The sequence below is a fragment of the Geobacillus kaustophilus genome (assembly GCF_000948285.1).
Taxonomy (GTDB): domain Bacteria; phylum Bacillota; class Bacilli; order Bacillales; family Anoxybacillaceae; genus Geobacillus; species Geobacillus thermoleovorans_A.
Map to the genome: position 1 here is coordinate 2,771,991 of NZ_JYBP01000003.1, position 13,884 is coordinate 2,785,874.

14 protein-coding genes are annotated in these 13,884 nt (G+C 56.4%); 2 read left to right on the forward strand and 12 right to left on the reverse strand.

Going from position 1 to position 13,884, the window contains the following annotated elements; all coding sequences use genetic code 11:
* Positions 1 to 16 precede the first annotated feature (16 nt).
* The 3 genes from LG52_RS14280 to LG52_RS14290 form a co-directional block, all read right to left on the reverse strand.
* Positions 17 to 352, reverse strand: coding sequence for a YerC/YecD family TrpR-related protein (locus tag LG52_RS14280; protein ID WP_011229782.1), 336 nt, complete (start codon positions 350 to 352; stop codon positions 17 to 19).
* Between the two features lie 121 nt (positions 353 to 473).
* Positions 474 to 1,490, reverse strand: coding sequence for a DUF3048 domain-containing protein (locus tag LG52_RS14285; RefSeq protein ID WP_044732440.1), 1,017 nt, complete (start codon positions 1,488 to 1,490; stop codon positions 474 to 476).
* Between the two features lie 28 nt (positions 1,491 to 1,518).
* Positions 1,519 to 3,264: an adenine deaminase C-terminal domain-containing protein gene (locus LG52_RS14290; protein ID WP_044732441.1), complete on the reverse strand. Its 1,746-nt coding sequence runs from the start codon at positions 3,262 to 3,264 to the stop codon at positions 1,519 to 1,521.
* A gap of 96 nt (positions 3,265 to 3,360) precedes the next feature.
* On the opposite strand from LG52_RS14290, the gene LG52_RS14295 reads away from it, so the two are divergent.
* Positions 3,361 to 3,606, forward strand: coding sequence for a YgaP family membrane protein (locus LG52_RS14295; RefSeq protein WP_044732442.1), 246 nt, complete (start codon positions 3,361 to 3,363; stop codon positions 3,604 to 3,606).
* Positions 3,607 to 3,859: 253 nt separating this feature from the next.
* Entirely contained in the window at positions 3,860 to 3,964 is a 105-nt protein-coding gene (locus LG52_RS20935; protein WP_325048220.1) for an EYxxD motif small membrane protein, read from the forward strand.
* Here LG52_RS20935 and purD read toward each other — a convergent pair.
* From purD to purC, 9 genes are all read right to left on the reverse strand, one after another.
* Positions 3,918 to 5,210, reverse strand: coding sequence for a phosphoribosylamine--glycine ligase (gene purD / locus LG52_RS14300; protein WP_044732443.1), 1,293 nt, complete (start codon positions 5,208 to 5,210; stop codon positions 3,918 to 3,920). The genes LG52_RS20935 and purD overlap by 47 nt on opposite strands.
* A gap of 23 nt (positions 5,211 to 5,233) precedes the next feature.
* A complete protein-coding gene (purH, locus tag LG52_RS14305) occupies positions 5,234 to 6,772 on the reverse strand; it encodes a bifunctional phosphoribosylaminoimidazolecarboxamide formyltransferase/IMP cyclohydrolase (protein WP_044732444.1) in 1,539 nt (512 codons plus the stop codon).
* Entirely contained in the window at positions 6,735 to 7,367 is a 633-nt protein-coding gene (purN, locus tag LG52_RS14310) for a phosphoribosylglycinamide formyltransferase (protein ID WP_044732445.1), read from the reverse strand. Before purN ends, purH begins: the two co-directional genes overlap by 38 nt.
* Positions 7,364 to 8,404, reverse strand: a complete 1,041-nt coding sequence (gene purM, locus LG52_RS14315; RefSeq protein WP_044732446.1) for a phosphoribosylformylglycinamidine cyclo-ligase — start codon at positions 8,402 to 8,404, stop codon at positions 7,364 to 7,366. Before purM ends, purN begins: the two co-directional genes overlap by 4 nt.
* A gap of 200 nt (positions 8,405 to 8,604) precedes the next feature.
* Positions 8,605 to 10,017, reverse strand: a complete 1,413-nt coding sequence (gene purF, locus LG52_RS14320; protein ID WP_044732447.1) for an amidophosphoribosyltransferase — start codon at positions 10,015 to 10,017, stop codon at positions 8,605 to 8,607.
* On the reverse strand, positions 9,993 to 12,221 hold the full coding sequence (gene purL / locus LG52_RS14325) for a phosphoribosylformylglycinamidine synthase subunit PurL (protein ID WP_044732448.1): 2,229 nt from the start codon (positions 12,219 to 12,221) through the stop codon (positions 9,993 to 9,995). Before purL ends, purF begins: the two co-directional genes overlap by 25 nt.
* On the reverse strand, positions 12,205 to 12,891 hold the full coding sequence (purQ, locus tag LG52_RS14330) for a phosphoribosylformylglycinamidine synthase subunit PurQ (RefSeq protein WP_044732449.1): 687 nt from the start codon (positions 12,889 to 12,891) through the stop codon (positions 12,205 to 12,207). Before purQ ends, purL begins: the two co-directional genes overlap by 17 nt.
* Complete coding sequence (gene purS / locus LG52_RS14335; RefSeq protein WP_044732450.1) at positions 12,888 to 13,142, reverse strand: phosphoribosylformylglycinamidine synthase subunit PurS; 255 nt, start codon at positions 13,140 to 13,142, stop codon at positions 12,888 to 12,890. The genes purQ and purS overlap by 4 nt, the downstream gene beginning before the upstream one ends.
* On the reverse strand, positions 13,130 to 13,873 hold the full coding sequence (purC, locus tag LG52_RS14340; RefSeq protein ID WP_044732451.1) for a phosphoribosylaminoimidazolesuccinocarboxamide synthase: 744 nt from the start codon (positions 13,871 to 13,873) through the stop codon (positions 13,130 to 13,132). The genes purS and purC overlap by 13 nt, the downstream gene beginning before the upstream one ends.
* Between the last annotated feature and the right edge of the window lie 11 nt (positions 13,874 to 13,884).

Consider the following 13,884-nt stretch of genomic DNA (forward strand, 5'->3'; position numbering starts at 1 on the left):
GAATCTCCTTACCGCGTCAGTCTGTGACCGCTTCGTTGGCTTCTTTCTCTTCTTGCTGTTGCTCCTCTTTAATGCGATCGAGCGCCATGGCGTAAGCGTCATTGCCGTAGTTGAGGCAGCGCTTGACTCGCGAAATCGTCGCCGTGCTCGCCCCAGTTTCCGTTTCGATTTTATGGTACGTATATCCTTCGCGCAGCATGCGGGCGACCTCGAGCCGCTGGGCGAGCGCCTGGATTTCATTCACGGTGCATAAATCATCGAAAAAACGGTAACACTCTTCTAAATCGCGCAGCGACAAAATCGCTTTAAACAGTTGATCCAACTCTCTGCCGCGCAGTTTGTCAATTTGCATAGCTGTTTCCTCCTTGCTTTTGACGCAAAAAATGTGGTAGTCGGCAGCCGTCTTCCAACTGCCGGCCGATGTGTCGATCCACGGCTCCTCCTGCCTTGCAGCGGACAAAGCAGGCGGTTCGCTATTTCCATTGAACGATCTCCAATTCTGGCACGATATTGATCCACGTTTTTCCCGGCACGAATCCGATCGGAGCCCCGTTATGGTACGGCAGCAGCCGGCCGTCGACATTTTTCCATTCGATCGGCTGCATAACGCCGCCCTGAAGCAGGTACCCCTTGCCGCCGGAAGCAAGGTCGATGTCGCGCCGCCCATGGCTGTCGATCACTTGATGGCGGGCGGCGATGATCATGACGTTTTGCACAACAACTGGCTTACGGGTATCGTAATCGATCGTTTGCTCGCCGCCGCTGTACCGGTAATACCCTTTTTGTTCAGGAACATATTTGTATTCGACCTGGGCATAAGCTCGGTGCGAATAGGCGATGCGCACTGTCTCCACTTTCTCGCCGCTCGGTTCATCGGCGCGAAACGATAGCGGCGCGACTTCATCCGTCCAGGCATATCCGTTTTGTTCCGCCCCTTTTTCAATGTTGGCAAACGTAATGTACGAGTTGTGCGGCGCCTTGCGGAACGGGACGCGCTGAAACAGCGTGCCGTCGTAAAACAATCCGTTCAAATAGTCGATTCCGCCCCCCTCAAGCCGCGCTTTCGCCTCCGGACTCCAGCCGTGGCATACATACAGGGCATGGTAGCCTTCGCTCAAATCGATATAGTAATCGCGCGCGCTTCGCACCGGTCCGACCCGCTCCGGCAATTCGCTTTGGTACAACGCCAAAAAACGGGTGATATCGCCCTCGGCGAGCACCTCATACACGATGTCCGCCGCACGGAGCCCTGATTGCGGCCGCGCCTTCGGATGATTGTTGATCATCACGCCGACGACCCGTTGATGGATGTCCCCTTTCGCCGGCAATCCGGTCAACGGAGACGTTTGTGTCTCCTCCGCCGGACGCTCAGACGACGGCTCCTGTGCATGATTCGATTTGGCCGGCCCGGCCTGTTTCGGCTCGCTTTTGGCCGTGCAGCCGCCTAACAACAATGCCGCGCAGCTGATGAAAAACAGCCAACGTTTCAATGGACACACAACCTTTTTCTTTTTTATTTTACCGCATTATTGAAGGAAAGAGTACCGTTTTGTGCATCACATCATAAATCCCGCGTTGCGTGACGCGCACATACGGCAGATGGGTGGACTGCAAAAAAAGCAGCGAATACACCGGGTCTTCGAAACGATACCCGCGCTCGCGCAACAAACGGACGAACGTTTTTTCTTCGTTCATCAGTTCGTTCATCTCCACGGGGGACATCATGCCTCCCAAAGGAAGCGGAAGTTCAAACAAAATCTCCCCCTCCTCGGCAAGGACAATGCCGCCGCCGATCTCATTCATCCGCTGGAAGGCGAGCAGCATATCTTCCTTATGTTTGCCGATCAAAATCAAATCCCCGGTGTTTGAGTAGGAACTCGCCAACCCACCAAGCGCTGATGCAAACCCTTTCAACATCGTATTGACACGCCAGCGGCCGTTTCGGTCAAACAAAGCCAAAAAGCATTCATCATGGTCATGACTTAAACGATCGCGCGACGTATCGATCGATACGGAATACGGCTTTAAAATGACGGCGTTTTCCATGCGCAACCCCATCGGCATCGAAAATTGCAAATCATCCCAGTCAAGCTCCCATGACAACGACAGAGGCCGAATGCCAAAACGATCCCATTCCGGCTCCGGCCAAAGAGACGGTGCTTCTCCATCGCGCTTCACCCATTCTCCCTTGGCCAGCACTTGCACCGGCATCGGGTCATGAGCCGAGCGCAAAAAGTTGATATGAGCGATGCGGCCGGTGGTGATGCTGCCGTGAAGATGCTCGATGCCGTAGTGACGGGCGGCGTTGATCGTCGCCATCGCATAAGCATCGATCACCGGCACGCCGTGCTCCATCGCGATGCGGATGAGCCGGTCAATCACTCCGTCTTCATAAAATGATGGCGGCGATCCGTCCGTTGTCAACAAACATTTGTCATAATGCCGAACGTCAAGCGCTTTCATTTCCTCAAGCAGCACCGGCAAATCCGGGCGGATCGATGAATGGCGGAGCGTAACGGTATAGCCGTGAGAAAGGCGCATATACACTTCCTTTCCCGTCATCGCCTCATGATCGCCATCCGCACCAAAGAGCGCCATTTTGACAAGCGTTTTTTCCGACGCACCGGGAAAATGCCCTTCAATTTTGCGGCGGCGCCGGTGCGCTTCTTGCATCCAATACAAAATGATGTCGTCGCCGCTCGCCACTTTTGGCCATGAGGTCAACTCACCGCCTTGAAGCACCACCTCTTGGTCAAGCCAGCGCTTGATCCGAGCATTGGACACTTGCTCCTCTTCGCGTTCAAGCTCCGTTTGCCCATCAAACCGGCACCACCAATACATCGATGTTGGAAGCGCATTCATTCCTTGCAAAAATAAAAACGCCTCTTCATCATCAAGCTGCAAAAGCAAAAACAAGTTGTCATTGAGGAGCGTTGTTGTCCCGTGCGCCGCTGCATAACGGGCAAATGAATGGGGATTATATAATTGAAACGGATGAACATGCGGCTCGATGTAGCCAGGAACGAGCACATACCCACGGCAGTCGACGATCTCGCATACCTCGTCGACACGATCGGGGAACCGCTCGCCGGCATACACGATGCGATCGCCATGTATCCATATATTTCCCTTTACCCATTCACGAAAATACGAATGCAAATACGTCGCGTTTACTAATACTTTCGTCGGCGATTGTTTGCCATCGATGATGGCTGCTTGTTCCCGCAGCTCACTGCCTTTCCATCGGTAACGTTGTTCGCCCATAGCCATCCCGTCCCTTGTTTCCTAATCGTTCCATACAACCATTTTAACGCACAAAAGCGACTTTCACAATAAAAAATATAAGGAGGGGGCAGACCGATGACGAATATCGGCATTGTGAACGCATTCATTCGCATCACGGTTGGCCTGACTGTCATCGCCTGGGCCACCGCCCGCCTCGCACGGCGGCCATGGTGCACATCCTATTTGTGGGCCGCTTTGCTTGGGGCGATGAAAGTCGGAGAAGGGATCACCCGTTTTTGTCCGATGACCGCCCTGTTTGACAATATGCAGCGCCGGCAGCTGCTTGAAGAGGAAAAGGAAGCAGTCGTTAATCCGACATGAGGGAGGACATCCGCCCGACGTTGCGCACCGCTTTTACCGATGTCTTCCATTCCACCGTCATTCGGTAAAATTTTTCACATCGTGAGCGATACGTGCTGCTGCGTATCGAAGCGGCCAATGAAGAGTGCCAACTGTCAATGAAAGAGAAGAAAGCAAAATGATCCGCGGTTTGGCATTGTGGACTAGCCAAACATCATCAAAAAAGGTGTCCCGCCGTGCGGGGACACCTTCCACTGCAAAGGAGTGAACCACCATGCTGCTTGAGTATATGACCGATATGTCGTTTGTGTTGGCCGCGTTAATCGGCGGCATTATCGCCCTTTCGTACGTGTATATGCGGCGGAGGCGCGTTCGATAGCGCGCCGGCCGATGTCGCGCCGGTAAAATAAGCCGTCGCAGTCGATCGCCGCCAACTGCTCGTACGCTTTTTCCTTCGCCTTGGCGAGCGTCTCCCCTTTGGCCGCCAACAGAAGAACGCGCCCGCCATTCGTATACCATGCGCCGCCTTCCCGTTTCGTGCCAGCATGGAACAACAACGCATCAGGGGAGATTCGGTCCAACCCGCGGATTTCGTCCCCGCGCTCGTAAGCCCCGGGATAGCCTTTAGCCGCCAGCACGACACCGAGCACCGCCTCATCCGTCCACTCGAGCGCCAGCTCTTTTCCTTCCATCACTGCCAAGATCGCCTCAATCAAATCAGTTTTCAAGCGCGGCAACACCACTTGCGCCTCAGGATCGCCGAAGCGGGCGTTAAATTCGATCACTTTCGGCCCATTTGCCGTGGCCATCAATCCAGCGTACAGCACGCCAAGAAACGGTCGTCCTTCCGCCGCCAAGGCTTTCGCCGCCGGCTGCAAAATCGTCTCCAGCGCCGCTTCCACCGTCTCCACTGGGATTTGCGGCACCGGTGAGTACGCTCCCATGCCGCCGGTGTTCGGCCCTTCGTCTCCGTCATGCGCCCGCTTATGGTCTTGGGCGATGGCGAGCGGATAGACTTTCTCGCCGTTGACAAACGCCATAAACGAAAATTCTTCTCCTTCCAAGTACTCCTCAATGACGACTTGGCTCCCGGCCGCGCCAAATTGGCCGTCGACAAGCGCCGCTTTCGCCGCGGCAAGCGCTTCTTCCACCGTTTGGGCGACAGTGACGCCTTTGCCAGCGGCCAACCCGTCCGCTTTTATGACGATCGGCGCGCCTTTTTGTTCGATGTAGGCTTTCGCCTCTTCATACGACGTAAAGGTCGCATGTTCCGCCGTTGGGATGCTGTATTTCTTCATTAGTTCTTTGGCGAACGCCTTGCTTCCTTCAATGAGCGCCGCGGCTTGGCTCGGGCCGAAAACGCGAAGCCCCTCCGCCACAAAGCGATCCACGATGCCGGCAGCAAGCGGCGCTTCCGGCCCGACGATCGTCAAATCGATCGCCTGTTGTTTCGCAAACTGCACCAATGCCTCCATGTCGAGCTCATCGATATCGACCAACTCCGCCACGTCCGCCATGCCCGGGTTGCCTGGCGCCGCATACAGCTTGCCAACAAGCGGGCTTTGCGCCGCTTTCCAAGCGATGGCGTGCTCGCGCCCGCCTCGTCCGATGACCAGTACATTCATCGTCTCCCTCTCCTTTGCCACGCTTAATGTTTAAAGTGGCGCACGCCGGTGAAGACCATGGCTATGCCGTATTCATCCGCCTTGCGGATCGAATCGGCGTCACGAATCGAACCGCCCGGCTGAATGATGGCCGTAATGCCGGCTTTCGCCGCCGCCTCGACCGTATCGTCCATCGGGAAGAACGCATCGGACGCCAACACAGCGCCCGCCGCCTGCTCCCCGGCTTGTTCAATGGCGATCTTTGCCGCTCCGACCCGGTTCATTTGCCCGGCTCCAACGCCAACGGTCATGCCGTTTTTCGCCAGCACGATGGCGTTCGATTTGACGTGTTTCACCACTTTCCAAGCGAAGCGAAGCTGCTCGCGCTCGGCCTCAGTCGGCTCGCGCATCGTGACGACGTTCCACTCAGCGTCTTCGAGCGTGTACGTATCGGCGTCTTGAACGAGCAAGCCGCCGTTGACGGACACAAGCGTTTTTTCTTTGACGCTCGGCGCGGTGAAGTCAAGCGTCAACAGACGGATGTTTTTCTTTTTCGACAAAATGGCAAGCGCCTCATCGCTGAATGACGGGGCGATGACGATTTCCAAAAAGATATCGTGCATCCGTTCGGCTGTTTCTTTGTCCACTTCACGGTTAACCGCAATAATGCCGCCGAAAATAGACACCGGGTCAGCCTCGTACGCTTTCGTAAACGCCTCAAGCAACGTCGCGCCGATGCCGACGCCGCACGGGTTCATATGTTTGATCGCCGCCACAGCCGGCTCTTGAAATTCGCGAATCAAGTTGATCGCCGCGTTGGCGTCGTTAATGTTGTTGTACGACAGCTCTTTGCCGTGCAGCTGCGCCGCTTTGGCAATCGAGAACGCCGCGCCGAGCGGTTTGGCGTAAAACGCCGCCGATTGATGCGGATTTTCGCCATAGCGCAACGATTGTTTTTTCGTATACGTAACGGTGAGCGTTTCCGGATAGTCCTCCCCGGTGAGGTTGGTCAAATACTCGGCAATCATCGCATCATACGCCGCCGTATGGCGGAACGCTTTCGCCGCAAGCTTTTGCCGCGTCTTTGCTTGGATCGAACCGGTGGTTTTCAGCTCTTCGATCACCATCGGATAGTCGGCCGGATCGACGACAATCGCAACGTCAGCGTAGTTTTTCGCCGCCGCCCGCACCATCGTCGGGCCGCCGATATCGATGTTTTCAATCGCCTCCGCCAGCGTCACGTCCGGTTTGGCAATCGTTTGTTGGAACGGGTACAAGTTGACGACAACCAAATCGATCGGGTGAATGCCATGCTGTGCGAGCGCTGCTTGATGGCGCTCGTCGCTGCGCACCGCCAAAATGCCGCCATGGATGGCCGGATGCAGCGTTTTGACGCGCCCGTCCAAAATTTCCGGAAAGCCGGTCACATTGGAAATCGAAATGACCGGAACGCCGGCTTCTTCAAGCTCCCGTTTCGTCCCGCCGGTCGAAATGATTTCAACGCCAAGTTCGGACAGCTGTTTCGCAAACGGAATGATGCCTTCTTTATTGGACACGCTGATCAATGCTCGTTTCACTGCCATCATTCTCGATCCTTTCTTCTTGTTGTTCCGTTTCCGTCAGCAACATGCGCAACACCACCGGGTACAGCTCATGTTCGACTTGATGGATGCGCTCCTCCAGCGCCTCGATCGGCTCTCCCGGCACGACCGGAACGGCGCGCTGGGCAATGACTGGCCCGGTATCCATCCCCTCATCGACGTAATGAACGGTGACGCCCGTTTCACGGACGCCAGCCCGATACGCCTGGCCGATCGCATCTTTTCCCGGAAACGCCGGCAACAGCGACGGATGGATGTTGACGATTTTTCCCTCATAAGCCGAAAGCAACGTCGGCCCGATCAACCGCATATAACCGGCGAGCGCAATCCAGTCGATGCGGCGCTCCTTCAGCTCGCGCAAAATCTCGCCTTCAAACGCCGCTTTCGACGGGTAATCTTTCGGCGAAAACACAAAGGTCGGCACGTTTTCTCGTGCCGCTCGTTCGATCACTTTCGCCTCCGGGCGGTCGCAAACAAGGAGAGCGATCTCCGCCGGCAAATCACCGCGCTTCGCCGCGTCGACGATCGCTTGAAAGTTCGTTCCGCTGCCTGAAGCGAACACCGCAAGCCGCTTCATCCTTCGCTCCCTCCAGCACACGACACGCCCGCCCCTTCGATGACTTCGCCGATGATGTACGCCGGCTCGCCCCGTTCCGAGAGCCACTCGACAAGCGGCGCCGCCGTTTCCGGGCTGACAGCGAGCACAAGGCCGATGCCCATATTAAAGACGGAAAACATCTCTTCTTCCGCAAGGTGGCCCTTTTCACGCAAAAAGTCAAAAATCGGCAGCACCGGCCATGAGCCGAGCCAAATGCGCGCACCAAGCCCATCCGGCAGCATGCGCGGAATGTTTTCGATAAATCCGCCGCCGGTAATATGCGCCATCCCTTTGATCGTAAACCGCTCGCGCACGGAGTGCAACAGTTTCGCATAAATGCGCGTCGGCTTCAATAACTCCTCGCCGAGCGGAACATCAAGCGGCTCGTAAATCTTATCAAGCGACAATTTCGCCTGTTCAAACACGATGCGGCGCACAAGCGAATAGCCGTTGCTGTGCAGGCCGCTTGATGGCAACCCGACAAGCGCATCGCCCGCTTGAATCGTCTCTCCGGTCACAAGCTGCTCTTTTTCGGCAATGCCGACGGCAAACCCAGCTAAATCATACTCATTTTCATCATACATTCCCGGCATTTCCGCCGTCTCCCCACCGATCAGAGCGCAGCCGGCCTCGACGCAGCCGTCAGCCACCCCTTTGACAATGGCGGCGATTTTCTCCGGCACCGCCTTGCCGCAAGCGATATAATCAAGGAAAAAGAGCGGATCCGCCCCTTGCACCGTGATGTCGTTGACGCACATCGCCACGCAGTCGATGCCGATCGTATCATGCCGGTCCAGCAAAAACGCGAGTTTCAGCTTCGTCCCAACGCCATCCGTGCCGGAGATGAGCACCGGCTGGCGGTAGTTGAGCGCCGATAGATCAAACAGGCCGCCAAACCCGCCAAGTCCGCCCAGCACTTCGGGACGCATCGTTTTTTGCACGTGCTCTTTCATGAGGGCGACAGCCCGATAACCGGCCTCGATGTCAACCCCTGCTTGTTTGTATGCCTTTGCCACGTCAGCTTCCTCCTTTTCGTCACCCATCGCGCTCTAGAAGGTTGGTGATTGAATGAGAAATGGCAACATCACCGAACTTAAGGACTCGCTATGTCGATTTCACCATCATTCTAGGCGACGCTCTCGCCGGGCGACGCTTCTTTCCTAGAAATGCGCTCACCGTCCTGGCCGGCGGCAGCCGCCCACTTTCAGCGCATCGTTCATTTCGCTGTCAGGCAAGGACGAGCCGCTTGGTCGAGGCGGGTCGGGTACCGGCCGGTGAAGCACGCCAAACATTGTCCGCGCTGCGGCGAGACGTCCGGGCGCCCGATAGCCTCAAGCATCCCTTCCTGGCTGATAAAGGCAAGGGAGTCAGCGCCAATCAAGCGCCGAATCTCTTCAACAGTGTGATTCGCCGCGATCAATTCTTCCTTTGACGAGGTATCAATGCCGTAAAAGCAAGGATGGGTGATCGGCGGCGCGCTGATGCGCACGTGCACCTCAACCGCGCCTGCTTCGCGGAGCATCGTGACGATGCGCCGGCTCGTCGTCCCGCGCACGATCGAATCATCGACCATTACGACCCGCTTGCCGTCGACAACCCCGCGCACCGGCGACAGCTTCATTTTCACCCCTTGTTCGCGCAACGCCTGCGACGGCTGGATGAATGTCCGGCCGACATAGCGGTTTTTAATGAGCCCTAATTCGTACGGAATGCCGCTCGCTTCCGCATAGCCAATGGCGACGGAAATGCTCGAGTCGGGAACGCCGGTGACGATGTCGGCCTCCGCCGGCGCCTCGAGCGCTAGGCGTTTCCCCAGGTTTTTTCGAGCGGTATGGACGTTGATGCCATCGACATGGCTGTCCGGGCGAGCGAAATAAATATATTCCATGCTGCAAATGGACCGAGGTTGCTCGGGAGCGAACCGTTCCGAGCGCACCCCTTCGCCGCTGATGATGAGCAGTTCCCCAGGCGCCACTTCCCGCTCGTACGTGGCGCCGATGACATCAAACGCGCACGTTTCCGAGGCGACGACATACGCTGAACCGAGCCGGCCGAGCGACAGCGGCCGAAACCCGTGCGGATCAAGCGCCGCATAGAGCGCCTTTTCCGTCAACAACAAAAACGCAAACGCTCCTTCGATTTGACGAAGCGCCTCTTTCATTTGCCCGACAAACGTCGGCGCTTGACTGCGGCGGATGAGATGGGCGAACACTTCCGTGTCCGATGTCGTCTGAAAAATGCTTCCTTGCTCTTCAAGCGCGAGCTTCAACTCAACGGCGTTCGTCAAATTGCCGTTATGGGCTAACGCCATCGCGCCGGTTTGCGAGCGGAACAAGAGCGGCTGAACGTTTTCATAGCCGCCCCCGCCCGCCGTTGAATAGCGGACATGGCCGATGGCCGCCGCCCCTTTGAGCGCATCGAGCGTGCCACTTTGAAACACATCGGTCACCAACCCCAGCCCTTTATGTCCGGATAAGCTCCCGTTATGCGCGACAACGATGCCGGCCCCTTCCTGCCCACGGTGCTGCAGGCTGTGCAGTCCGTAATACGTGAGCCGGGCGGCGTCTTCATGCCCCCAAATGCCGAAAATGCCGCACTCCTCGTTCAATCCTTTGATTTCAGCAAGCATGGAATAGCCCCTTTCCAGACGTTCCGCATCTTGGCAACGGAAAGGTGAATGAGCGTCTCACCGTGCTCCCCGTTCACCACCAATGCGCCGTCGTCTGTCACTTCGCCGATTTGTTTCGCTTCAACCAGTTGCTCAAACGCCTCTTTTTGCTCTTTTTTCACCGAGACAACAAAGCGTGATTGCGTTTCGCTGAACAGTTCACTGACGAGGTTACCGCCGATTGTCACCTTGGCGCCAAGCCCCGAAGCACCCATGACACACTCAGCAAGCGCAACGGCTAATCCTCCTTCGGCAATATCATGCGCTGACGCCACCACCCCCGCGCGGATCGCCGCAAGCAGCTGGCGCTGGCGGCTTGCTTCCACCTCTAAGTCGATCTCCGGTGCTTTTCCGAAAATGCGGCCTTCCAGCCATTTTTGCAGCTCGCTGCCGCCAAACTCCGGCTTCGCCTCGCCGATCACGTAAATGAGGTCGCCCGCTTGCTTAAACGACTGAGTCGTAATATGGGAAAGATCGTCAATGAGGCCGACCATGCCGACGACCGGCGTCGGATACACCGCCTCGCCGTTCGTTTCATTATACAGCGAGACGTTGCCGCTCACGACCGGCGTCTCGAGCGCCCGGCACGCTTCGCTCATTCCGTCGACCGCTTTTTCGAGTTGCCAGAAGATCTCCGGCTTTTCCGGGCTGCCAAAGTTGAGGCAGTCAGTAATGGCGAGCGGCTTCGCTCCGGAGCAGACGACATTGCGCGCCGCCTCGGCGACCGCGATTTTCCCGCCCGTTTCCGGATCCAAATACAAGTAGCGCGAGTTGCAATCCGTCGTCAGCGCAAGCGCCTTGTTCGTGCTGCGGATGCGCACGACCGCCGCGTCCGACCCCGGAGCGACGACCGTGTTCGTCCGAACCATGTAGTCGTACTGGTCGTACACCCACTCTTTGCTCGCAATCGTCGGCTGGGCGAGCAGCCCGAGCAATGTTTGATTGTAGTCTTCGATGTGCGGAATATACGGCGGCATCGCTTGAAACTCGCGGTAATAGGCAGGCTCTTTCGACGGTTTATGATACACCGGCGCGTCTTTCGCCAAGGCGTCCACCGGAATTTCCGCCGCCACCTCGCCGCGGAAGTACAAGCGAAGCATTTTGTCAGCGGTCACTTTGCCGATCGCTTTCGCTTCGAGACCGTATTTGGCAAAAATCGCGGCGATTTCGTCTTCACAACCTTGCTTGACGACAAGCAGCATCCGTTCCTGCGATTCGGACAGCATCATTTCGTACGGCGTCATGCCTGCCTCACGCTGCGGGACGAGATCCAAATTCATTTCGATACCAAATCCGCCTTTGCTCGCCATCTCGGCGGATGAACTTGTGAGTCCTGCCGCCCCCATATCTTGAATGCCGACTAACGCATCGGACTTGACCGCCTCAAGACACGCTTCCAGCAGCAATTTCTCCATAAACGGGTCGCCGACTTGCACGGCCGGACGCTTTGCTTCCGACTGTTCGCTCAACTCTTCCGAAGCAAACGTCGCCCCGTGGATGCCGTCGCGCCCTGTTTTCGCCCCGACGTACATGACCGTGTTGCCGACCCCGGTCGCCACGCCGCGCTGAATATCCTCATGGCGAATGATCCCGACGCACATGGCGTTGACCAATGGGTTGCCTTCATACGCCGGATCGAACTGCACCTCGCCGCCGACGGTCGGGATGCCGACGCAGTTGCCATACCCGGCAATGCCGGCGACGACATGCTCGAACAAATATTTGACGCGCGGCGACGTCAATTCGCCAAATCGAAGCGAGTTAAGCAGCGCGATCGGCCGCGCCCCCATCGAAAAGACGTCGCGGATGATGCCGCCGACCCCGGTCGCCGCTCCTTGGTACGGCTCGATCGCTGACGGGTGATTATGGCTTTCGATTTTAAACGCCACCGCCAGCCCGTCGCCGATATCGACAATGCCCGCGCCCTCGCCGGGCCCTTGCAGCACGTGCGGGCCATCCGTTGGGAATTTTTTTAACACCGGCTTCGAGTTTTTGTAGCTGCAATGCTCCGACCACATGACGGCAAAAATGCCGGTTTCCGTGTAGTTCGGCAGTCTCCCTAAAATCGCTTCAATGCGCGCAAACTCTTCATCTGTTAATCCCATCTCACGGTACAACTTTTGTTCTTTGATCATCGCCGCGCTCGGCTCAAGCAGTAACGACATGCGTCTCCCTCCAATAGTTGACGATCGATCGGAATAGTTTCAATCCGTCCGCGCTGCCGAGCAAGGCGTCGACCGCCCGCTCCGGATGCGGCATCATGCCGAGCACATTGCCCCGTTCATTGACGATGCCGGCAATATCGGCCAAGCTGCCGTTCGGATTTTCTCCATGGTAACGGAACACGATTTGCCGGTTCTCGACAAGGCGCTCGAGCGTCTGTTCATCGCAATAATAATTCCCTTCACCATGGGCGATCGGGATCGTAATGACTTCGCCTTTTTCGTAGGCAGACGTAAACATTGTCTCATTGTTTTCCACCGTCAGCCGCACTGGACGGCAGATGAATTTCAGCCCTTGGTTGCGGCGCATCGCCCCAGGAAGCAAGCCGGCTTCGAGCAAAATTTGAAACCCGTTGCACACCCCAAGCACTGGTTTCCCCGCTTCGGCAGCTTGCTTCACGGCAGCCATCACCTTGGAGAAACGGGCAATGGCTCCGGAACGCAAGTAATCGCCGTATGAAAACCCGCCTGGAAGCAAAATGGCGTCAAATCTGTCTAGATTGTCCTCATCATGCCAAACGTATTCGACCTCTTCGCCAAGTTCATCGGCGATCGCATGATACATATCGACATCGCAATTCGACCCCGGAAACACAACGACGGCAAACTTCATCGGGCGACGGCCTCCTCGATTTCATAGCGGTAATCTTCAATCACCGGGTTGGCAAGCAGTTTTTCGCACATTTCACGGACGAGCTCGTTGATGTCGCGGCCGCTCTCTTCAATAACGAGCTCCATAAACTTCCCGATTCGTACATCTTTCACTTCCGTATACGATAAGCTGTGCAGCGCCCCTTTTACAGTGGTCCCTTGCGGATCCAACACACTCTTGCGCAACGTGACATACACTTTTACTTTGTACATGCCGATTCTCCCCCTAACCGTTGTAAAATGACTTCGTACGCATCCGTCAAACTGCCCAAGTCGCGGCGGAACACGTCTTTGTCGAGCTTTTCGTTCGTCTTTGCGTCCCATAACCGGCACGTGTCCGGTGAAATCTCATCCGCCAAGAGGATGGCTCCGTCCGCCGTACGGCCGAACTCAAGCTTAAAATCAATTAATCTCACGTTCCGCTCGGCAAAATGGAGGCGCAACACGTCATTCACCGCAAGCGCGGCCTGCTTCAGCGCGGCGACTTCCTCGCGGCCAGCAAGTTTTAAAATGAAGATATGATCTTCCAACAGCAACGGGTCGCCAAGGTCGTCGTTTTTGTAATAAAACTCAACAAGCGGCGCCTCAAGCGATGTCCCTTCCTCTAGACCGATCCGCTTGGCTAAACTTCCCGCCACCACATTGCGGACAACGACTTCAAGCGGGATGATCGTCACGCGCCGAACCAATTGTTCCGTTGGCGACAGCTTTTCAATAAAATGATTGGCAATGCCTGCTTCGCGCAGCTTCAAAAACAACAGGCTGGAAATCTCGTTATTGAGCCGCCCTTTGCCGGCGATCGTCGCCTTTTTTTCGCCGTTAAACGCCGTTGCGCTGTCTTTGTACTCGACCCAAAGCACATCTGGCTCGTCAGTCGCATAAATTTTTTTCGCTTTCCCTTCATATAACAGCTGTTGTTTCGTCGGCACGATCAACGCCTCCATTTATCCAGAAG

Bases quoted from the DNA above. Each gene is read 5' to 3' on its own strand.
- purF (WP_044732447.1), bottom strand. From the start codon at position 10,017: ATGCTTGCTGAAATCAAAGGATTGAACGAGGAGTGCGGCATTTTCGGC.
- purC (WP_044732451.1), bottom strand. From the start codon at position 13,873: ATGGAGGCGTTGATCGTGCCGACGAAACAACAGCTGTTATATGAAGGG.
- purN (WP_044732445.1), bottom strand. From the start codon at position 7,367: ATGAAGCGGCTTGCGGTGTTCGCTTCAGGCAGCGGAACGAACTTTCAA.
- LG52_RS14290 (WP_044732441.1), bottom strand. From the start codon at position 3,264: ATGGGCGAACAACGTTACCGATGGAAAGGCAGTGAGCTGCGGGAACAA.
- purD (WP_044732443.1), bottom strand. From the start codon at position 5,210: ATGAATGTACTGGTCATCGGACGAGGCGGGCGCGAGCACGCCATCGCT.
- purH (WP_044732444.1), bottom strand. From the start codon at position 6,772: ATGGCAGTGAAACGAGCATTGATCAGCGTGTCCAATAAAGAAGGCATC.
- LG52_RS20935 (WP_325048220.1), top strand. From the start codon at position 3,860: ATGCTGCTTGAGTATATGACCGATATGTCGTTTGTGTTGGCCGCGTTA.
- purL (WP_044732448.1), bottom strand. From the start codon at position 12,221: ATGTCGTTACTGCTTGAGCCGAGCGCGGCGATGATCAAAGAACAAAAG.
- LG52_RS14295 (WP_044732442.1), top strand. From the start codon at position 3,361: ATGACGAATATCGGCATTGTGAACGCATTCATTCGCATCACGGTTGGC.
- purS (WP_044732450.1), bottom strand. From the start codon at position 13,142: ATGTACAAAGTAAAAGTGTATGTCACGTTGCGCAAGAGTGTGTTGGAT.
- purQ (WP_044732449.1), bottom strand. From the start codon at position 12,891: ATGAAGTTTGCCGTCGTTGTGTTTCCGGGGTCGAATTGCGATGTCGAT.
- LG52_RS14280 (WP_011229782.1), bottom strand. From the start codon at position 352: ATGCAAATTGACAAACTGCGCGGCAGAGAGTTGGATCAACTGTTTAAA.